We start from the raw sequence: 20,215 nt of genomic DNA on the forward strand, positions 1-20,215 counted from the left end.
TAAGGGAACCATTGATATCAGGAGGTTTCTTTAACTTTTTTATTATCTGGAATCAGTAGTACATCTGCGGTTGAAGATAAAACCAATGCTTTAGAAGTTTCTGCAATAAAAGGCAGGTGTGAAGATTTATTTTCAATTGTTCAATGAAATCCCTTTTAAAAAAAGTATAAATGAAACGCATTTTTACTTTGTACCAGAAAGAAGACCATTGAACGTAAAACGCTCATTCTCTCCTATTACAAACTTAAACTAATCAAATAATCCACTTTGCCTTTACTACACTGGTCATCTTGCAAAAAATCATGTCATTTATAGAAAATTTCAATTGATAATTTCATAGATTTAGCGAAATACACTCATCCCATCCCATCCCATCCCATCCCATCCCAATATAATTCCAGTAACAAAAATTTTCCTTGACATTTATTTCTAAGAATACTACCATACAAGTATGGAACGATTGGGAATGATATTTGAACCTATTTTCAAAATGTGGAGGTGAATTCCTCTTGTCTCGTGTTCGGGGGTGTTAGGTTTGAACATGTCCACATACTTACTGGCTTGATCAGGCGAAAGGTTTTCAAATTTATTTTTGCCATAAAGACTTAGAACTTTATTTATCTTTTCATCATCCGGAGGAGCAGCTTTGAAAAAAACTGAGTGAGTGTAGGGGAAATCATCATCCCATTCAAGTTTAGGTTTTGAGGCGATGTATTCATCCAATTGATTCGATAAGGGCTTATGCTTGTTCGCTAATAAATGCTCTAATATCCTCGAACCAATAGTGACCAACCCTTGCGTTTTCTTCAAGCCTAAATGATTAACCTCGGTTAATTTCCATTGATTTTTTTCTGTATCAACAAAAATAACCCCCCCTTCCTCTGTATATTGGTTTCTCAACAGTTGTATAGTTTACATAAATTTTGTTGTAATTTGTTGATTTTCCTTTTGAAGCATACCCAATTGTTGTAGGTTTTAGAGAGATTCCGAATTTGGTTTTTGCTTCTTTTTTAATTATTTCATGTGCACGTTTTTTCGTTGCTTCATCATTTATAAATGGTTCCGCTTGTTTGGGCTGGCATGCAATTAATAACACAACTAGAGATAACAAACTAGTAATTATTATACAAACATTTTTCAAACTCCGCGCCCCACAATCTAGTCTTATTTTTAAAGGAGTGTTTTTTATTCATCCTCACTTTCAATATACGCTTTGACTCCGTTTGGAACTAGAAAATATTCATCCTCATTTTCAAATATATTAATGCCTTCAACATAGTAAGTCATGGTTTCAAAGAGGTTAATATCTTTTCCCTCAAAATCCATGGTTCCATACATTTCTGTATAGAAATCGATGAGATGGCCTGTATCTTTCTCGAGTTTCACTGTTATTGTAAAATCATTGACTGAAGCCTGCTCTTCTGCTGAAGCATCAATATTACTTTGAGAAATTAATTGGTGATATATGTTAGAGTCACCATTGAAGACTAATTCATAATATGCTATGTCATCATCGTCTACAACATTGATGGTTAATTTGTCTATGTGCTCGCGCAAAAGGTCATAATTGATACAGGAAGGGTTATTTTTATAATCTGCAATGATTTCTTCGTGATCTGTATCTGGGAGGGTTTGCCAAGCTTCATTCTCCGTGTTAGGTGTCACCCACAATTAATGTTTTTCCATAAGTCTTAATCTCTTTCCGTAAGTATTAATGTTTTTCCGTGAATGAGAAAGGAAAGAGCATTTGAGAGAGACTTTTGGAGAAGATTTGTGAGAAAAGTGGCATGATATTGAAGTGGTTCATCATCGAAAAAAACTTGATTTATAGAGGTTTAGAGCAGAAGAGAAGGTTATCCTTTTTCTTCTGTTCTTTTTTCTATCTCCTTTCAGTCCTTCCTCTGTTATGGATAAACAAAGTTACCGTTCATGAATCCATTGGCCTTTTCATTCCGATTTTTTTTCCCATTTGCTGGGGTTGGTTGTGTCCGGGATGCGGTTCTCTAGAATAGCCTGATATTGGAGTTTTTTTTCCTCCAAATGTGCGAGGCGCTGCTTGGCTTCTTCGAGCTGAATTTGCGCCACTTCTTTATACTCCATCATAAGCGCGAAACGCTCTGGGACGGTCGAATCACCTTCGAGGCAGAGATCAACGTACGTTTTGATGTTTTCTATCGGCATCCCAGTCTTCTTGAGGCACTTTGCACCATACAACCAGTTGATCGATTCTTCGTCGAACAGCCGAATGTTGTTTTTATTGCGCTTTACACTTGGCACTAGTCCTTTATCCGTGTAAAAACGAACAGCATGCTCGGTGAGTCCCGTTATGAGGGCGGCTTCTTTTACCATATGCATGTGCAATCCTCCTTGGAAAAAATTTGTTAAAACAACTTGCCTTCGTGTAACACGAAGGAGGTAAGCTTATTATAATGCAAATTGACTGTAGGCACAATCTCCGTCGTGGCGCCCGATTTGCGAGATGTGTACGGCGACCGTTTGCATTTAATATTTGAACTATGGGAGGAATTACCATGCAAACTATTGCTTTGAATAATGGAGTAAAAATGCCGATCATCGGCTTCGGTGTTTACCAAGTCCCCGATGCTGATGAATGTGAGAATGCGGTATATGAAGCACTGATGGCCGGTTATCGCTTGATCGACACTGCTGCTGGTTACCTGAACGAAGAAGCGGTCGGACGCGCGATAAAGCGAAGCGGCATACCGCGCGAAGAGCTGTTCATCACAACCAAGCTCTGGGTTCAGGATGCTGGCTACGAGAGTGCCAAGCTGGCGTTTACAAAGTCTCTGCAGAAACTGAAGCTCGACTATCTCGATCTATACCTTATTCATCAGCCATTCGGCGATTATTACGGTGCTTGGCGCGCGATGGAAGACCTTTACCGTGAAGGCAAGATCAAGGCGATCGGTGTCAGTAATTTCCTACCCGACCGTCTAATGGATCTCATTGTGCATAACGAAGTCGTGCCCACCATCAACCAGATTGAAACGCACCCGTTCTACCAGCAGATTGAGAGTGGTGCTTTTATGAAAGAGCAGGGAGTGCAGCACCAGTCGTGGGCACCATTCGCCGAAGGACGCAACAATATGTTCAGCAACGAGGTGCTGATCTCAATTGCGGAAAAACACAACAAATCTGTTGCACAGGTTGTGCTGCGTTGGCTAGTTCAGCGCGATGTCGTTGTGATTCCGAAATCGGTGCATAAAGAACGGATCATCGAAAACTTCGATATTTTCGATTTTGAGCTGAGCGGGGAAGATGTCGAGAAGATTTCCACCTTAGATACACAGGAAAGTCTTTTCTTATCGTACCACGATCCTGAAGTCGCCAAGGGAATGGGTACTTTGAAAGTCGATCTGTAGCCTTTGATCGAGTCATAAATTCATTACGCGGTTATTCTTATATGTAAAAAGAAAAAGAGAGTACCAAAAGCTTAACGGTTTTTGAGGATACTCTCTTTTTTTTATTAAATCATTTATCAACATGTCCACTTTTTGGGGGAAGGGTCAATAATACTCAGCAGGGGTTTTTAGTAAGTAAATCAAAGATAAACGAGGCTGTGATTTTTTGTATTATTTGCGCTGATTACGGTTGATGGTGAATTTATGGTAGTTGCGAGATTGAAGAATGCAAGAAATGCTCTTCCCATGGGAATAAATAACGTATTCGAGTATCGAAAATGCAAGAGAAAGTCGCTAACCAATGTAAGAATTTCCTTCACCAACAACCTAAGGAGTTCGTAACCGAACTATGATGCGGTTGTGATGAAAGATTTAAACATGAAAGGAGATGACCTCTTGGAATAAGAGGGTTAGCTTGGTTCATTTCGTAAGCTAATAAACTAATAAAAGTGGCGAACACCCAAAAAGCCCCCACTTCAAGCATCTCGAAAGGGTAGTAAGTGGTGGGAGTAGTTCACGTAAGTAGTATATTTTTGATATAATTACCTTAATAACTCGATTATGATAGTGTAGCAAACGGGCCAATAATGAGATAACAAATCCAGAATGATCAAATTTTTTACAAGATGACTAGTTGAAATAAAAGTTTTTTTACCTATCTTTTTCGCTAACAGTATATAATCGCAAAGGAATGAATACTTGAATATGCAAAAGAAGATATTGATTGTAGAAGATGACAAGGAAATAAGTGAACTGGTTACAAGTCATTTAGAACAGGAAAATTTCACAGTGTTTACTGCTTTTGACGGAGAGGAGGCACTCTGTTTTTTTGAAAATAAAACAATTGACCTTGTATTGCTAGATTTGATGCTTCCCAAGTTAAATGGGATGGAGTTTTTGAAGGAAATTAGAGAGACAAGCTTTGTTCCGATACTTATTATCTCAGCAAAAGAAAGTGACGTAGATAAAACGTTAGGTCTCAGTTTTGGTGCGGATGATTATATAAGCAAACCATTTTCCGTTATTGAATTAACGGCAAGGATTCAAGCTGCCATTCGAAGAGCTACACAATACCTTCCAGAAGTAGTGCATCCCTATTCAAATGAAATTCAATTTAAAGCATTGACTCTGGACTTGGATACTTTTTCTGCAAAAGTAAACGGGAAAAATATTCAGCTTACATCGAAGGAATTTTATATATTAAAGCTTTTTATGACGAATCAAAGCAGAGTTTTTACGAAGGAACAAATATACCAGTTGATATGGAAAGATGATTACTTTGGCAATGAGAATGTCATCAATGTTCATATTCGAAGACTGCGTGGAAAGATAGAAGAAGATCCATCAAATCCGCAATATATACGAACGATTTGGGGAATTGGCTATAAATTAGGGGAGTAAGGTATGAATTTTTTACTAATTGCAATGATTATCATTTTGCTATTCATCATAGGATGGCAATATTTATCAAAACGAAAAACCGATCGTGAACTTAATCAAATAAGTGATCATATAGCTCGTATCATCGAGCAGGAAACGGCTGAGAAAGTGTTTGTGCAAACGAATCAGCAATCTGGTAAACAGATGCTTATTCAAGTGAATCGCCTTTTAGCTTATAACCAAAAGATGGTTGCAGATAACGTCAGAACAAAAGAAAGTTTGAAAAAAATGCTTTCTAACATGTCACACGATTTAAAAACGCCTCTAACTGTTATTCTAGGATATATCGAGAAGTTAACAAAGAATGACAAGATGTCGAAAGAAGAGCAAAGTGAGCTCGTAGATCGCCTTCATGAAAAGACATTAAGTGTCATTCGTTTAATAAACCATTTTTTTGACCTTGTCAAACTAGAGTCAGGAGATGCTGATTTTCCGATCAGGCGATTATCAATCAACGAAATTTGCCGTAAAAATGTCTTGGAGTATTATCATTTATTGCAATCAAAAGGTCTTCAAGTAGAAGTAGACATTCCGGAACAAAATCATTTTATTCTGGGTAATGAGGATGCGTTAAATCGCATCTTGAGCAATTTAATTTCAAATGCAATTCGTTATGGAAGCGACGGTGGTATATTCGGATTAACTATCCGGGAATCTGGTGAAAATATCGCCATAGATATTTGGGATCGAGGCAAAGGTATTGCTGAAGTACATCTTGATCGCGTGTTCGAAAGGCTGTATACATTGGATGATGCAAGAAATCCTGAATTTCAAGGAAGTGGCCTTGGATTAAGTATTACCAAACGCTTAACCGAAGCCATGAATGGTGAGATTCTGCTAAGCAGTAAACCTTTTGAAAAAACAGTATTCACGTGCATTTTTAAGCGAATAACATATTAGATATTATACTGAGAGGTGTTCATCAGGAGCACCTCTTTTTTATAATCAGCAAAACTTAAGAAATTTGTAAGGAAAAAGAAAGAAAAAAATTGTTTTTAATCTTTATGATAGAAGTAGTAGGGAGAAAGGAGATTAAATCATGGAATACATCATTCAAACGAATGGTTTAACGAAAAAAATTAAAGAAGAGGAACTTGTGTCTAATATAAATATTCATATTAAAAAAGGAGAAATTTACGGCTTTTTAGGACAAAATGGAGCCGGTAAAACAACGGTATTGAAAATGCTAACGGGGATTACAAGTCCGTCAAAAGGAGAAATTTTATTATTTAACGAGAAGCTTACAGAAAAAAATAAATCCATACTGACAAGAGTTGGGAGCATTATCGAATATCCAGTATTTTTTGAACATTTAACTGCTTTTGATAATTTGAAGCTACATTGTGAGTATTTAGGGTTTTATGATGAACAAGACATAAACCAAGCATTATTATTGGTAAATTTAAAAGGAATTGAAGGCAAGATTGTAAAAGATTTTTCGCTTGGAATGAAGCAGCGACTCGGGATTGCAAGAGCGATCATAACAAAACCAGAACTGATCATTTTAGATGAGCCAACAAATGGTTTGGACCCAATTGGGATTAAAGATATGCGAAATTTAATTCGAATGCTGAATAAGGAATATGGTATGACTTTTGTTCTATCAAGTCATATATTAGGGGAATTAGAACAAATCGTTGATAGAGTCGGTGTGATTCATCATGGGAAATTGTTAAACGAGATGACTCTGAATGATATTCGGAAAGAGCGTTCCGATTATATCGAACTTGTGGTGACGGATGTGAAGCACGCTGTTTATTTACTTGAAAAAGATCTCCACATCTCGAATATGAAAATCATTCAAGATCGTAAAATCCGCATTTATGATATGGCACATACCCAAAGCGAAATTTCCAGAACGCTTATTCTTCATGATATTGGAATTGAAGAAATACAAAAACATTCCAATTCGCTTGAAGACTATTTTTATCAGCAAATTAATGGGGGGGATCTGGATGATTAAACTAATGCGATTAGAATGGAAAAAGCTCAAGCAAAAATCAGTTATAGGTGAAATGATTTGCTATCCACTGATATTAATGTTTTTGCCCGTGTTCTTTATCGAAGCAGTCAGTGCTGATTTTGGTCAGAGCTATGCTGCAGTTATAGAGCTAAACTTGTTCATTCAAATGGGATCTATCTTATTTGGGGCATCATTGATCAATCAGGTTTTTATTGATGAATATAAAAATAAAACGATTTCTTTGTCTTTTAGTTACCCGTTTAGTCGGCAAAAACTGTTTGCAGCGAAGATAATTTTCATTGCGTTGTTAGTATTTCTTCTTACTATGGCTTCTTATTTGTTAACAGGTGTTACCACTTATGTAATTGATCAAATACACCCAATTATTAATGGTGATTTGACGCGTTCAGATATTATCACTTTTTTTAGTCAAATGATCTTTCGTTCATTGATTATTACTGTGAATAGTTTTATCCCACTTTTCTATCTTGGGATATGGAAAAGAGCGACGGTCCCAACTGTGATTTGTGGGGTTGTTGCGATGAACTCACATCTCTCACAAATGATTAACCTTAATTTTAATCTTGTTCTTGTGGTGCTGTGTGTGGTGGGAAGTCTCAGTGTCTTTCTGTCTATAATTACAGCCGAAAATATCGGAGAGATGTAATTTGCCGAATTTATAATATTGAAAAACAAATTATTTGGAGGGAATATTATGGTTATATCATATGTTCTGCAAGGTATACTCGGTGTAGTGTTTTTAAGTATCGGCATACAGAAAATAATGGGTGATCAGCTGCAGATGGATATTTTTAAGAACCTTAAGCTTCCCCAGTGGTTTCGAGTAGTTACCGGTTGGGTAGAGTTAGTGGGAGTCGTAGGATTAGTTATTGGTTTTTGGCTGCCTTGGTTTTTAGTCATAGCAGGGTTATGGTTTGGCGTTACTATGATGGTTGGAATGATCACACATATTAGAGTAAAAGATCCATTAAGTAAAATTATTCCGGCGTCCGTATTTTTGGCTGTGTCCGTCATGTTAATAATAATTAACTGGTGAAGTAAATATGTAAGGGGAAATTTTGAATGTAAAATATCCAAGGTAAAAAGAAACTCCGAATAGTGTAAACCTATAAGTTTTGGCTCTTATATACACTGTTATTATGCGCTCTTTTGTGGTATAATAAGGAAGTGAGATCTTTTCGGAAGGGAGCTTGTCATGCGTAAATTAACTGTGGATTCGATTGAATTTAGGCGAATTATGCATAACTTGCATATCGAGGAATTGGATATTTCATCTAAGAGGCAGCAGAGGTTGTTGGAATTTATTAATTCTGGACAACAGATTACAGCTGGTGCTTTGAAGGAAATATATCAAAATGGATAAATACAAATCAACAGATAATGATCAATTCTTATTGAAAAATAATCGTTTTGGTGTCTCTTCCTTTGAGGAACTCAGAGACTTGGAAGCAATGGCTTTTGCAGCTCGAGCAACAGAGATCGTTCGTGAAAAGCAATTTTGGGAGACTTTTTCGGAGCAGGCCTTTAAAAAACTTCATTTTCATTTGTTTCAGGATGTGTATCATTTTGCTGGTGAGTATCGCAATGTGCAGTTAGCGAAAGGAAACACGAGGTTTTGCCAGGCTGAGTATATTGCCAGTTATGCCGCTGACTTATTTGAAGAGTTAACTAATGAGCCTGTGTGGAGATCTATTGAAGAAGCGGCAGATCGCCTTGCGTATTTTAAAACAGAGCTTAATTTACTACACCCTTTTCGTGAAGGAAATGGGCGGACAATTCGTATTTTCATACACGCTTTTGCTTTGTCAAGGAGCATCAATTGGCAGTACGAAAATGTAGACAGAGAAGAATACATGCATGCGATGATCCAATCTGTTATCACTACTAAACCGCTTTATCAATTGTTTTTAAATACAATAGCATTCACTAACTGACCTATATACTCTCTCATTTGTGAGAGTTTTTTTTTACTTTAAAATTTAGATTAAAAGGATGGAGAAGGATGAGGAAACATTATAACTTTTGGTCTTTTTGTTTAATAATTAGTTGTCTGGTATTAACAGGTTATTCTTTGTATTCTAATTTGAATCACCGATGGATCATTGCACCACCAAATTATATATTATTAATAATTAGCTTGTTAGCCTTAATTTTAGGAGTTTTCGGTTTGACTGATAAAAGAACCGGATGGACAAAAACAAGAAGCTGGCTAACCGTAATATTGTCATCATTGACAACGATCGGATTATTTTTAATAGTATCATTTTCACTCCTCTTTTCATCAATGGGAGCGAATGAGTACATAAAGACAGTAAGTTCTGATAATAACAAGTATTCAATTGATTTCTACCGTTTTAACGCAGGTGCAGCTGGTTCTTTTGGTATAAGGGGAGAATTAAACGGTCCACTTTGGTTTAAAAAAAGAATTTATTTAGAGCATAATGCAGAAGAAGTCGAAGTGGAATGGGAAAATGATCATAAAGTAACTATAAATAACCATACCTTAAAATTGGATGAAGAAGATACATATGGTTATCAATAGCTTTGAAACATTTTGAAATTAATACGACAAGCATTTTTTGAAATGCATCATTTTAAATCGGGATATCAATGTAAAGAAGGGTGTTAAATGAGTAAGAAAAAAATTGAACAAAGCGTCTATCGTGATGCACCCGTGTTATTGAAAGAGAAAGGGTATATCAGCCCGGTCGATCTTCTGGTGAAAATGGATCGACTAACAGAGAAACAAGTAAAAGACTGGAGAATGAAGAAGATTTCATATTTAGAACGTGTGGCATCAGGAAATTTAGGGAAGATGAATCATTTATTGAAGTTATTGCAAAGGTTTGCCAAAGAGCAAAATCTTAAATCATCAATTACTGTATATAAATCATGGGAAAAAGGACCAAAACAGGACCTGCAATTTTCGAAAATTCGCAATCCGCATATGGAAAAATTACATTCCACCCATTATGTGAGGAACTAAAATAAAATGATGTAGTATTTCTATGTTCTTAACTTTTTTTCTAAATTAATCGAGATGCAAACACCATTTTTCTGAAGATGAAGAGAGAATTTAGCATAGAAAAATCAATGAGACTGAAGACTGGAAGATTAGAGAATTTTTCTTTTTCTTTCGGTCTTTTTTCTATCACGTATTCGGTTATATTACAGGAAATAATTAATAACGAGGAAGTTCTTGGCTAGTACAAACCTATTAGAATAAATTATTCCTTTACAGGAATATTCCTGTAATGGTATATTAAAAATGTAACATAATATAATTATAGGAGGAATACAATGTCAGCTCAAATTGAAATCACACATACTTTTAGTGCTCCACGTGAACTTGTTTTTAAGGCATTTACTGAATCAGAACACTTAAAAAACTGGTGGGGACCAGAAGGATGGACGTTTGAGATTTCTAAATCAGATTTCCGCCCTGGCGGTGTATTTCATTACAGCCAGAAGCCTGCTGATGGACCTAAAATGTGGGTTAGATTTGTATACAGTGAGATTATTGCACCAGAGAAAATCATTTACACTAGTGCCTTTTCTGATGAGGAAGGTAATATCGTTCGTGCACCTTTTGACGAAAATTGGCCATTGGAGACTTTGACTACTATGGAGTTTATGGAGGATGAAGAAATTACGACACTTACAGTGACTTTGGTTCCAGTATCTCCAACCGAGAAAGAGCGTAAAGTCTTTGAGGAATCAAAAGAGATGACTAAGGATGGATTTAAAGGCACCTTTAATCAATTGGAAGATTATTTGTCAAAGGGAAAATAACAGCTAGCAATAAATATAGGGAATTCCCACGTCCTAGCAATTTCTTACGAGAGAAAAGAATTTAAAAGGCAAATTTTAATGGTGATATTGTGTAAAAATAAAATGGAACCGTCTTATATAAGACGGTTCTCCAAGGATTCGGTTGCCAGTTTAAGTGCAGTTATACGTCGCTCATTTAGTGTTTTTTGAGAACTGCCTTCTTTAGCTTTTGCTATTTGTTTTTCTATAGATGGAATGAAACTCTGTAGAACATCTCTAGCATTTAATATGATTTCTTCGTCATAGCAAAAATCATCCCTATACCAAGTAGCTTTTAGGCTCTTTAATCCAATTTCTACTGCATTCCGTCTCTTTTGAACAAGAGATGTGTTTGATCCTTTTTCTGTCAAGCTTATATAAGCATTTGAAAGTTTATTAAAAGTTGATTCCAATGATTTAATCGACAAATCTAGGATTTCTAGGCTAACAGTCTTCATATAAGAACCTCAATTTTTTTGCAATTCTCTTACTATTAAAAAGCACCTGAACCACCACCGCCACCACCAACTCCGGCTCCTCCACCGGGAACGCTACCACTACTACTGCTTGTGGAAGCTGAAACGGTTGAATTTGCTTGATCGAATTGATTGTTAATTGTACCTGCTATCAATATGAACATCACAATGTCAATAGTTTGTGTGTTTGTATCAGTAGTAACAGTTGGTGACAACCTTTTGCTAAGCTGTTCACTTTTTTTCTGCATCGATTTATTACCAGTACCGAGAGCATAAATAAATGCTTGCATTTGTGTATCACTCATCCATTCCTTCCACTCCTTTTCACCGATATTATCATAATTGGAACTGAAATCTTTCCACTGCTGTCTAATTCTAAGTCCTTGAACGGTTCTAGGTTGATAGATAGCTGCGAATACCAATAAGGTTAAACTTAAGCATATGGAAAAGAACATCCACATGAAAAGCGAATGAACACCCAGAATGATAATAAATGGAATAAGGAGAATACCTGCTACTGCTGATGTCCAGCGCAACCCTTTTTGTTTATCAACCAGGTCGTAGCCTTTAGTTTCATCTTTTACAGATTCTATCCACTTGTGAAAGTCATTGTTGTAAGTTGAATGATTGTCTTCATTTTTCGTATAGGACTCAAGTGCAGTTAGAGAGAAGACCTCTTTTTCTCCTATTTTATAAAAAAGCCAATTGATGAGTATGCTTTCGTGCGGATGGTCTGTATTAGAATCCACTACAGTAAAGTTACTATCATCCTCGCGTTTTACGTATCCCTTCCTGACAAGATCTAATAAAGCTGCAGATAGAAAATCGCTATTTGCATACATATTTCTCATATAAAGCATGGTAGCGGGTAAGCTCATTTCTTGATTGGGTAATAAATAGGATGGAGAAGAGCTGCGTTCTACTTCCCATAATCTCCTATTCTTGATGCTCCGTGTTCTAAAAAATAGTACGATTAAAGATATAGTAAAAAGACCTACAATATAAGGCGAAATAAGATTTAAGACTTCTTGTCTACTCTTAAATGCAGCTGCTTCTTCTTCCAACCGTAATTTGTCAGCAGCAATTTCCTCCCGTATAGTGTTATTTTCAATAAGACTAGCCGATGGAAATAGTGTAGGATTATAAGCTACCCGAATATCTCCGTTTGACCCGCTAGCTACTTCTCCCATCGCAAAATGGACGACGCCATCAGAATTTGTAGTTGAAGTACCATACGCTTCATCATAACCTAAGGCAAGTACCTCCTCAGTTGATTGAGGTGGATGGACATATATATCCATGTTTTGATAGGTAGATTCATTGCTTGTGTCGAAGAATGGCCAATAAAATTGTGCTAAGTCAGAGAATACTTCGACTCCATTCGAAATTGTATAAGAAAGATCGACTGTGATTTTCTCATCTGAACCACTTCGATACACTTTGTAAAGGTTCTCCTCTTGTTCGACATCTAAAATCTCGTTGTTTTCAGAAGCCTCAAAGTTTATTATTTGTGTTTCTTCTTTTGGAATAAGTGTGCGAGTTATGCCATTAAAATCATCATCAAATTGATAGGTGTGTTGTTCTGACACTTCTACGTCACCATTCTCCTGTAAGTAAGCATTGATTTCACTATTTTCAATGGAGAAATCAACAGCAAAGACTGGTAAGGGCAGTAAAATAATCGTAAAAACAAAAATAAATAATAGCGCCATTCTTTTCATAAGTATAGCTCCTCTCTCCTTTATATACGATTTCTAAGTCGATAAGGTTTCATTAATTGTATCAGATAGAGTCGACTACTACTTTTCTTTTTTGTTATATATAAAAATGGAAAACCGCTTAATCCTTAAGGAAAGAGCGGAAACGCAAAGACAAACTATTTTTTAACAGCGTGTATATAGTGAATGGTTTCAAACGCAGTCAAATGATCCGATCGATTACTAAAGAAAGAATCATTAATTGACTTCGGAGATAAATGTTCATAAATGAGTAAACCTGCTTTTTCTAACAAGTGCTCCATTTCATTATAAGAGCAACAAGCTTGCATCTCTTCTCCACCTGCTGATGCCATTTTACGCATGTTTTCTACTCGATTGGAGAGTCCCTTTTCTGTAAAAAGATTTTCATCAGCATAATCAAAAACGATCGAGCTGCCTTGTGGTACTTTGGTAAATAGATGATTGATGATACTTGATACTTCTTCTTTCGTTAAATAATAAGTGACACCCAAAAGACTAAAGAATGTTTTTTTGTTCGTATCGAATCCTTCCTCTATAAGCTTGTGCTCAGCAAACTTCTTCGTGAAGTCCATAGGGACAAAATGAAGATGATCGGGGATTTTAAAATTCATTTCAGCTAATCTTTTTCGTTTAAATGCCTGTGTAGTTGGATGGTCGAACATAGTTTTCTAAGCTGTATTTAAATTGGAGATGTCTAAAGCAAAAGGTATCTAAACCTGCTCCCAATATGACATACTGCTCTGTTCCTAATTCCATTTCTTTGCGTAATACTTTTTCACAAAATGCAGCGCGAGCTAACGGTGTTGGTGAAAGTTGCACTTGGGTCACCCATTTTAATATTTCTGTTGGATGATCTTGAAGCTTTTGTGCAATATCTTGGTTGAAAAAGGAGACCGCTTGTATCATATTCTCGCTGATGCCTGAAAATTCTTCTTGGGTTAGGAGCTCCTTAGCAATAAAATCATCGAAAATTTTTTGTCAATTATTTTGGTGTTATCTGCCAGTAAAAACTATAACATATCAGTACATTCTGTAAATTTTCGCAATCAGCCAGTATGAGTCTCATTTTAAAGAGACTAACAAATTGACTAGACACCATTTAGTGTCGTATAATAAAAGACACCAAATGGTTTCGAATAGGAGGGTAGCATGTTGAAAAAGACAGATGAAAAACGGGATGTGTTTGTAGCGATAGCAGACCCAACCCGTCGGCAGTTAATACGGATTTTGGCAGATTCGAAAGAGTTACCTTTGCATGAATTAACGCCTCATTTTCAAATGGGCAGAACAGCTGTTTCCAAACATTTGATGATTCTAAGAGAAGCAGACATAGTAAGACATCGTAAATCAGGTAGAGAATCGAAGTACCGTCTAAATCCAGAACCTTTGCAGGAAGTGAAAGATTGGCTTTCCTTTTATGAAAAGTTTTGGAAGGAGAGAGCGGCAATACTTAAAAATATATTGGAGGAATAATAAATGGCAGATGTATTATTAGATTTTCAATTTAAAAGTCCAATTGACAAAGTATGGAATGCCTTAACGAAGTCTGAAACACTAGCAAAATGGGTGATGGAAAATAACTTTAAGCCAATTGTCGGGCATAAATGCCAGTTCTGGAATGAAGAAATTGACTTAGTGGTGGATAGTGAAGTGTTAGTAGTGGAGGAACCCCATACTTTATCCTATACCTGGATAGGAGGACCAATCAATACAGTTATTACATGGACGTTGAAACAAGAAGGTGACACAACACATTTACATCTTGCACAAACAGGATTTGCAAAAGAAGATCAAGCATACAATGGGGCTAAATATGGTTGGGTATATAAGGTGGAAGAACTTAAAAATATGTTAGATTAATCTAATAATAATTCTGGAGGGGTCCATATGGCAGTTTTTACGGAATTTTTAGCAGGAATAGATCATGAAACACACCGAGATAGAATGGCCGAGGTATTTAATTGGATTACAGAAAAATATCCGAATTTAGAAACTGAATTGAAATGGAACCAACCAATGTTTACCGACCATGGTACATTTATTATTGGTTTTAGTGTATCCAAGAAGCATTTAGCTGTCGCACCCGAAAATATAGCAATAAAGCATATTGAGGAAGATATTCAAAAGGCAAATTATGATTATACCAAAGAAATTATACGCATCCCTTGGAACAGAGAAATAGATTATACGTTCTTTGAGAAAATGATCGATTTTAACATGTGGGATAAAGCGAATTGTACGACTTTTTGGAGAAAGTAATGTAACGAAAGGGTGATACTATTGGCGATTATACAAGATGTATTTTCCATCTTTAAAAAGAGAGACTTATTATTTATCAAACGTATTCAGGAGACGGAAAACATATATACATTTCTATTTGAGAAAGCAGAAGATAATATTTGGAAGGCTGGTCAACACGGTTTATTTACCATCACACATCAGAAAATTAAAGATCATACACGAGCCTTCAGTATAGCATCTGCACCAAATGAAGATGTTATTCAAGTTACGATGAGAGTGTCAGATGCCCCAAGTGACTTTAAGAAGTCTATGTTAGGATTAAAACAGGGCGATAGTATTAAAATGGCAGGACCTGTAGGGCCATTTTACTTAAAAGAGAAACAGCCTACTATACTTGTAGCTGGTGGAATTGGTATAACTCCATTTCGATCGGTTCTTAAACAATTAGAGACAGAAGGAACTGGAAAAAAGCATGACATTCATTTGTTATATAGCGATAGTAACAAGGACTTTGTATTCAGAGAAGAACTAGAAAATATTAGCGAAAAAACCTCCATTAGTATTGCCTATATAGAAACAAAAAAGCAACTTCAACAAGAATTAGCTACGTTAGCTACTTTATATAGTAATAATGGTAAATACTTGATTGCAGGGCCGAAATCGATGGTAAATGATATGGCTACTTATTTACAGAAGCAAACAATATCAAAGAAAAATATCATAAAGGATATTCTGATAGGTTATTAGTGAAAGTAGTGAAAAGATTGAGAGATACGAAATGTCTCTCAATCTTTTTTATTTACATAAGGTATGAATAACAACTATGAAGAATGATTTAAAATAATTATATAATATTATGTATATAAATACTTCACGAGGTAATCGTGAATAAAAGTCATATTAAAATCTTTATTATTCTTCATCATTCACAAGTTAAACCTACAGAAGAAGTCTAAATGAGTTCGGATAATAATAAATAACGGTTATATAATAACGGATTCGAGGTATAATTGTGTCAGTGAGATTTTGGGTAAGTATATTATCGTAATACAACTTTTGCACTACATAAATTTTTACAACAAAATTCACTATTATATATCATTTTTTGCAGAATGGTTATATAATATGCCTATATGAGGATTTGGGTTAACAATTTGCAAATAATTCTCTTAAACTATGAAACTTTCTGAACTAGATTTTAAATAATTCAATCCATATGAAACCATTAATTAACAGGAGGTCATAGTGAATGGCAAATAAAAAAGCAATTATGACAGTTACATTAGGTGCTGCAATTGCAACAGCGGTAGTAGGGGCAGATGAAATGGAGGCTGCATCCCATAAAGTTCAAAGCGGCGACTCATTATGGAAAATAGCTCAGAAATATAATACAAGTGTGCAATCGCTTATTGATATTAATAAATTACGTTCAGATATTATTTATCCTAACCAGGTGATAGAAACAAATACATCTTCAAGTAATAGTAATACGAATAAAAGTAAAACAAGCAACAATGATGGTCAAAAACAATCATCTAGTAGCAGTGCGAGTAAATATACCGTTAAGAGTGGTGATACACTAAGTGCTATTGCTTCTAAGCATAATATTTCTCTTAGTAATTTGATGAAATGGAATAATTTAAATACTACCTTAATCTACCCAGGCAATGTTTTTGTTGTGGAAAAACCGAGTTCAAATAATAATTCCGGTAGTAGTAACAGTAACTCTAGCTCAAATTCCAGTTCTGATAAGAAAAAGAATAGTTCTTCTTCCACTGTGTATACGGTGAAATCTGGAGACACACTTTCTCATATTGGACAGAATTATGGTGTAACGGTATCTAATTTAAAGAAATGGAATAAATTAAACTCAGATACAATTTATATCGGACAAAAGTTAAATATAGGAGCAACACAAGGTAAAAGTGGATCCTCTGATAATAAGAAGGCTGAAAAAGAGCACTCATCGGATATAGATTACAATATATCTAAGTTAATTGAAGTAGCAACAAGCTTGGAAGGAACAGGTTATAAATGGAGTGGCACGACACCAAGTGGATTTGATTGCAGTGGATACATATACTATGTGTATAAACAGGCAGGTAAAGAAATGGGACGTCATTCTAGTTCCGGGTACTATGATCGCTCTTATTATGTGAATACACCTAAAGTGGGAGATCTTGTATTTTTTGAAGGAACCTATAAATCGGGTATTTCCCATATGGGTATATATTTGGGAGACAACCAGTTTATTCATGCCGGTTCTAAAGGTGTTGAAATAGTTAGCTTAAATAACTCTTACTGGAAGAAACATTTTTCTAGTTATAAAAGATTCTATTAATCTTAAAATGTACAAATAAAAGCCCTCTTTAAATATGGAAGAGGGCTTTTGTACGTTTTTAGGAAAGCATATATAATTATTATTCGACGAACTTTTCTTAGTAGAATGTTGATTGAATGGTAAAATTAATTGAGGGAAATACATAAAATAATTAATATCTTTGAATATATTGAAGTAGAAATTTTTTTGAGGAGAGTTTGAATGACTGGAAAAACACATATTATGGGTGGAATTGCCTCAACTGTCGCAATATCCCACTTTTATACATACGAACCAGCGATGTTTATCATCGCTGGCGCAATTGGAGGAATAATACCTGATATATGTCATGGAGGAAGTAAAATCGGCAGGAGGATCCCTCTCATTTCCAGAGTAGTTAATACTATCTTTGGTCATAGAACTTTTACACATAGTTTATTGTTTTTGGTGCTAATGTATGTCGTATTATCATTGTTTATTAGTAATCAATCCTTTATTACGGGCCTCCTTGTGGGAATGATTAGCCATTTAGTGTTAGATGCTGCAACTAAAAATGGAATAAAACTCCTTTATCCTGTCCAGATTACTATACGTTTTCCGTTAACATTTAAGACAGGTGGACAAATGGAGACAATTATCTTATTAGCTTTAACTTTGGTAACCATCTATTATGGGAGGCTCATTGTTTTATAGTATGTAGACAGTTTACACATTAACTTTTTAGCGGCTGCTTTACAGAATGCTATATAATAGAATTTATTGAAAGGAATAGTTTGTATATGACAAGATTAATAAGTATTTTGCTGTATTTGTTGTTTCTAATTATAATTGCTACATTGTTATTTTTCTTAATTATCTCGGTTTTTCCTACAAGTGAACCGGTTGTTGTCTATCTATTAACATTAATCTTCACCCAACTCCTGCTAAAAGAGATAGGTACGTTGAAGATTGAAAAACTCTAAAATAATCAGTAATAAAGACGAATAACTAATATGAGGTGTTTGGGTTTTGGAAGGAAGCTCGAATGTCTCCCCCCTAAAATACTAATTATATTCTTTATTCTGCTCTGCAATGGAAGTTACAGTTTATTGTAGTTTTTTGCTTTAGTGGATCTTTGGTGATAAACCTCAGTTTTTTTCTAAGTACTAAATTTACATCTTTTAGTGTCCACCATGTTACTCTCTTTTTTGATAGGCATGCAATAAAACCTTTAATTGAGTGATAACAACTTCAACATGCTTATTTTCTTTCATCAAATTACTTGCCATTACTCCACCTTCTAATGCAGACACGATGAAAGATGCTACAGATTCTGTATCCATTTCTTTACGAAATTCACCGGATTTTATGCCTTCATTTAGAATGGTTTGAATGAAAGATGTGAAATCCTCGAATGCCCCTACGGTGTGTTGTCGCAAGGATGGATAAGCATCATCGCTTTCTACAGCTGTATTTAATAATGGACATCCGCCTACTATCGGCGGGTTGTTTACGGTGTCCATATGAACGCTGCATATGGCAATAATTTTTTTTAGGGCAGTATGTTCTTTATTGGCAGCTTCAACAAACATCTCTTTTAATTTGTTTCCCGAATACTGGAAGGCTTCTATCGCGATTTCATCTTTTCCTGAAAACCTTCTGTAAATGCCCCCTTTGGTTAAGCCGGTCACATTTATAATATCCTGCATGGATGATCCTGCATAACCTTTTTTATTAAATAGTTCAGCTGATTTTATAATAATATGCTGCTTGGTTTTTTCACCTTTTCGCATTGGAACCCCTCCATTTATAACGAAGCTAATTTAAAAAAAGCATTTATTTCAGAAATTAATATTTTTATTTTAACATATGCCTTGTTTAGCAGGGATAAATATACAATAATTTAGATACCGAACCGTTCGGTATCTTTTTAGAGGAGGATGAGTAGTATGAATGTGGTTGAGATTATTCGAATTCCAATTTTGCCGATGGAAATGTTAAATGCCCACTTATTGAAGGGACCTGAAGGTTGTATTCTAATAGATGCAGGGGTGCCGGGAAGTGAAGAGAAGATTATCCAGATCTTAGAAAGTAGAGGCTTACGATTACAAGATATTAAGTTAATTATTATTAGCCATGCCCATATGGATCATGCCGGGGCAGCTGCTAAACTGAGAGATCTGTCTAATGCCCCAATTTTGGCTCATGAAGATGAAGTTAAATACTTTCAGCAAGAGGCTGCAATGACTTTTTGTCCTACTGGGTGGTTTGGACGAGTGTTTCAGAAGACCTCGCTAAATACCCGACCTTATACAGCATTCACACCGGATATTTTGTTAAGTAAAGATCAAGTATTTGATTTGAGTGATTACGGAGTGGGAGGAATAGCAAGGCATACTCCAGGACACACTGAAGGATCTATTTCAGTTGAACTTGATTCAAAGGAAGCATTGGTTGGAGATTTGATAGCTTCTGGTATTTTACTAGGAGGGATAATGATGAAAAATCGTCCAAAACGTCCTCCGTTTGAAGAAAATCCACATCTCGTTTCAATTGAATTACAAAAGTTGCTGCAATCTGGTAATCAGAAGTTTTATATGGGACATGGAGGGCCGTTACAAGCCCCTCAGATACAACGTCATATCTATAAGTTAAGGAATTTGTCTAAATAACAAGCCGCTATATGGTAAGATGAAAATGAGAAAAAATGAAACGAATCTCTTATCATCCAAGCACCTTTCTCATCAAGGATAATCGTCCATATTTCTTTCACTTTAAGATTCTAGAAAGGAAAACGGCGAAGA

The 20,215-nt window shown here is 35.6% G+C and carries 26 protein-coding genes and 2 pseudogenes; 20 read left to right on the forward strand and 8 right to left on the reverse strand.

Annotated elements, in window-relative coordinates; genetic code table 11:
• Positions 1-438: 438 nt before the first annotated feature.
• From BUC25_RS15305 to BUC25_RS15320, 4 genes are all read right to left on the reverse strand, one after another.
• Entirely contained in the window at positions 439-900 is a 462-nt protein-coding gene (locus tag BUC25_RS15305) for a hypothetical protein (protein WP_139251842.1), read from the reverse strand.
• The gene (locus BUC25_RS19440; protein WP_073202766.1) at positions 857-1,141 is read right to left on the reverse strand and encodes a hypothetical protein; all 285 of its coding nucleotides are present in this window, start codon (positions 1,139-1,141) and stop codon (positions 857-859) included. The genes BUC25_RS15305 and BUC25_RS19440 overlap by 44 nt, the downstream gene beginning before the upstream one ends.
• A 44-nt stretch (positions 1,142-1,185) precedes the next feature.
• Positions 1,186-1,671: a hypothetical protein gene (locus BUC25_RS15315; RefSeq protein WP_073202767.1), complete on the reverse strand. Its 486-nt coding sequence runs from the start codon at positions 1,669-1,671 to the stop codon at positions 1,186-1,188.
• A 276-nt stretch (positions 1,672-1,947) separates the two neighbouring features.
• Entirely contained in the window at positions 1,948-2,355 is a 408-nt protein-coding gene (locus BUC25_RS15320) for a MerR family transcriptional regulator (RefSeq protein WP_073202768.1), read from the reverse strand.
• Positions 2,356-2,531: 176 nt separating this feature from the next.
• Here BUC25_RS15320 and BUC25_RS15325 point away from each other — a divergent pair, with 176 nt between their 5' ends.
• From BUC25_RS15325 to BUC25_RS15370, 12 genes and pseudogenes are all read left to right on the forward strand, one after another.
• Positions 2,532-3,383, forward strand: coding sequence for an aldo/keto reductase (locus BUC25_RS15325; RefSeq protein ID WP_073202769.1), 852 nt, complete (start codon positions 2,532-2,534; stop codon positions 3,381-3,383).
• 299 nt (positions 3,384-3,682) lie between these two features.
• Positions 3,683-3,809: pseudogene (locus tag BUC25_RS19620) on the forward strand (RNA-guided endonuclease TnpB family protein); the annotation flags it as partial.
• A 318-nt stretch (positions 3,810-4,127) separates the two neighbouring features.
• Positions 4,128-4,823, forward strand: coding sequence for a response regulator transcription factor (locus tag BUC25_RS15330; protein ID WP_073202770.1), 696 nt, complete (start codon positions 4,128-4,130; stop codon positions 4,821-4,823).
• A gap of 3 nt (positions 4,824-4,826) precedes the next feature.
• A complete protein-coding gene (locus BUC25_RS15335; protein WP_073202771.1) occupies positions 4,827-5,762 on the forward strand; it encodes a sensor histidine kinase in 936 nt (311 codons plus the stop codon).
• Between the two features lie 139 nt (positions 5,763-5,901).
• Positions 5,902-6,825: an ATP-binding cassette domain-containing protein gene (locus tag BUC25_RS15340; RefSeq protein ID WP_073202772.1), complete on the forward strand. Its 924-nt coding sequence runs from the start codon at positions 5,902-5,904 to the stop codon at positions 6,823-6,825.
• Positions 6,818-7,492, forward strand: a complete 675-nt coding sequence (locus tag BUC25_RS15345) for an ABC transporter permease (RefSeq protein WP_073202773.1) — start codon at positions 6,818-6,820, stop codon at positions 7,490-7,492. The genes BUC25_RS15340 and BUC25_RS15345 overlap by 8 nt, the downstream gene beginning before the upstream one ends.
• 48 nt (positions 7,493-7,540) lie before the next feature.
• Positions 7,541-7,882 carry a DoxX family protein gene (locus BUC25_RS15350; protein WP_084543492.1) on the forward strand — a complete coding sequence of 114 codons (342 nt, stop codon included), beginning with the start codon at positions 7,541-7,543 and terminating at the stop codon, positions 7,880-7,882.
• 159 nt (positions 7,883-8,041) lie between these two features.
• On the forward strand, positions 8,042-8,209 hold the full coding sequence (locus BUC25_RS19445; protein ID WP_170862718.1) for a hypothetical protein: 168 nt from the start codon (positions 8,042-8,044) through the stop codon (positions 8,207-8,209).
• Positions 8,202-8,780, forward strand: a complete 579-nt coding sequence (locus BUC25_RS15355; protein WP_073202774.1) for a Fic/DOC family protein — start codon at positions 8,202-8,204, stop codon at positions 8,778-8,780. The genes BUC25_RS19445 and BUC25_RS15355 overlap by 8 nt, the downstream gene beginning before the upstream one ends.
• A gap of 68 nt (positions 8,781-8,848) precedes the next feature.
• Positions 8,849-9,388, forward strand: a complete 540-nt coding sequence (locus BUC25_RS15360) for a DUF5412 family protein (RefSeq protein WP_073202775.1) — start codon at positions 8,849-8,851, stop codon at positions 9,386-9,388.
• Between the two features lie 87 nt (positions 9,389-9,475).
• On the forward strand, positions 9,476-9,832 hold the full coding sequence (locus tag BUC25_RS15365) for a hypothetical protein (protein ID WP_073202776.1): 357 nt from the start codon (positions 9,476-9,478) through the stop codon (positions 9,830-9,832).
• Between the two features lie 314 nt (positions 9,833-10,146).
• Positions 10,147-10,638 (forward strand): SRPBCC family protein, encoded by a 492-nt coding sequence (locus BUC25_RS15370; RefSeq protein WP_073202777.1) that lies wholly within the window; start codon positions 10,147-10,149, stop codon positions 10,636-10,638.
• 113 nt (positions 10,639-10,751) lie between these two features.
• Here the strand turns inward: BUC25_RS15370 and BUC25_RS15375 are convergent, their stop codons facing one another.
• The 3 genes and pseudogenes from BUC25_RS15375 to BUC25_RS15385 form a co-directional block, all read right to left on the reverse strand.
• Positions 10,752-11,114, reverse strand: coding sequence for a hypothetical protein (locus tag BUC25_RS15375; RefSeq protein ID WP_073202778.1), 363 nt, complete (start codon positions 11,112-11,114; stop codon positions 10,752-10,754).
• A gap of 35 nt (positions 11,115-11,149) precedes the next feature.
• Entirely contained in the window at positions 11,150-12,853 is a 1,704-nt protein-coding gene (locus BUC25_RS15380; protein ID WP_073202779.1) for a DUF2207 domain-containing protein, read from the reverse strand.
• A 155-nt stretch (positions 12,854-13,008) separates the two neighbouring features.
• Positions 13,009-13,846, reverse strand: a pseudogene (locus BUC25_RS15385) (class I SAM-dependent methyltransferase); the annotation flags it as partial.
• Between the two features lie 174 nt (positions 13,847-14,020).
• Between BUC25_RS15385 and BUC25_RS15390 the strand changes: the two are divergent.
• From BUC25_RS15390 to BUC25_RS19200, 7 genes are all read left to right on the forward strand, one after another.
• The gene (locus tag BUC25_RS15390; RefSeq protein ID WP_073202780.1) at positions 14,021-14,344 is read left to right on the forward strand and encodes an ArsR/SmtB family transcription factor; all 324 of its coding nucleotides are present in this window, start codon (positions 14,021-14,023) and stop codon (positions 14,342-14,344) included.
• A gap of 3 nt (positions 14,345-14,347) precedes the next feature.
• Positions 14,348-14,731: an SRPBCC family protein gene (locus tag BUC25_RS15395; RefSeq protein ID WP_073202781.1), complete on the forward strand. Its 384-nt coding sequence runs from the start codon at positions 14,348-14,350 to the stop codon at positions 14,729-14,731.
• A 27-nt stretch (positions 14,732-14,758) separates the two neighbouring features.
• A complete protein-coding gene (locus tag BUC25_RS15400) occupies positions 14,759-15,130 on the forward strand; it encodes an iron chaperone (protein WP_073202782.1) in 372 nt (123 codons plus the stop codon).
• A gap of 12 nt (positions 15,131-15,142) precedes the next feature.
• Entirely contained in the window at positions 15,143-15,859 is a 717-nt protein-coding gene (locus tag BUC25_RS15405) for an FAD-dependent oxidoreductase (RefSeq protein WP_342039400.1), read from the forward strand.
• Between the two features lie 502 nt (positions 15,860-16,361).
• The gene (locus BUC25_RS15410) at positions 16,362-17,453 is read left to right on the forward strand and encodes a C40 family peptidase (protein ID WP_073202784.1); all 1,092 of its coding nucleotides are present in this window, start codon (positions 16,362-16,364) and stop codon (positions 17,451-17,453) included.
• Between the two features lie 201 nt (positions 17,454-17,654).
• Complete coding sequence (locus tag BUC25_RS15415) at positions 17,655-18,125, forward strand: metal-dependent hydrolase (protein WP_073202785.1); 471 nt, start codon at positions 17,655-17,657, stop codon at positions 18,123-18,125.
• A gap of 86 nt (positions 18,126-18,211) precedes the next feature.
• Entirely contained in the window at positions 18,212-18,394 is a 183-nt protein-coding gene (locus BUC25_RS19200; protein WP_139251845.1) for a hypothetical protein, read from the forward strand.
• Positions 18,395-18,607: 213 nt separating this feature from the next.
• Here BUC25_RS19200 and BUC25_RS15420 read toward each other — a convergent pair whose 3' ends face one another.
• The gene (locus BUC25_RS15420) at positions 18,608-19,204 is read right to left on the reverse strand and encodes a TetR/AcrR family transcriptional regulator (protein WP_073202786.1); all 597 of its coding nucleotides are present in this window, start codon (positions 19,202-19,204) and stop codon (positions 18,608-18,610) included.
• Between the two features lie 156 nt (positions 19,205-19,360).
• Between BUC25_RS15420 and BUC25_RS15425 the strand changes: the two genes are divergently transcribed.
• Positions 19,361-20,083: an MBL fold metallo-hydrolase gene (locus BUC25_RS15425; protein WP_073202787.1), complete on the forward strand. Its 723-nt coding sequence runs from the start codon at positions 19,361-19,363 to the stop codon at positions 20,081-20,083.
• Positions 20,084-20,215 lie beyond the last annotated feature (132 nt).

The organism is Gracilibacillus kekensis, from assembly GCF_900143085.1.
In the GTDB taxonomy this organism is placed as follows: domain Bacteria; phylum Bacillota; class Bacilli; order Bacillales; family Amphibacillaceae; genus Gracilibacillus; species Gracilibacillus kekensis.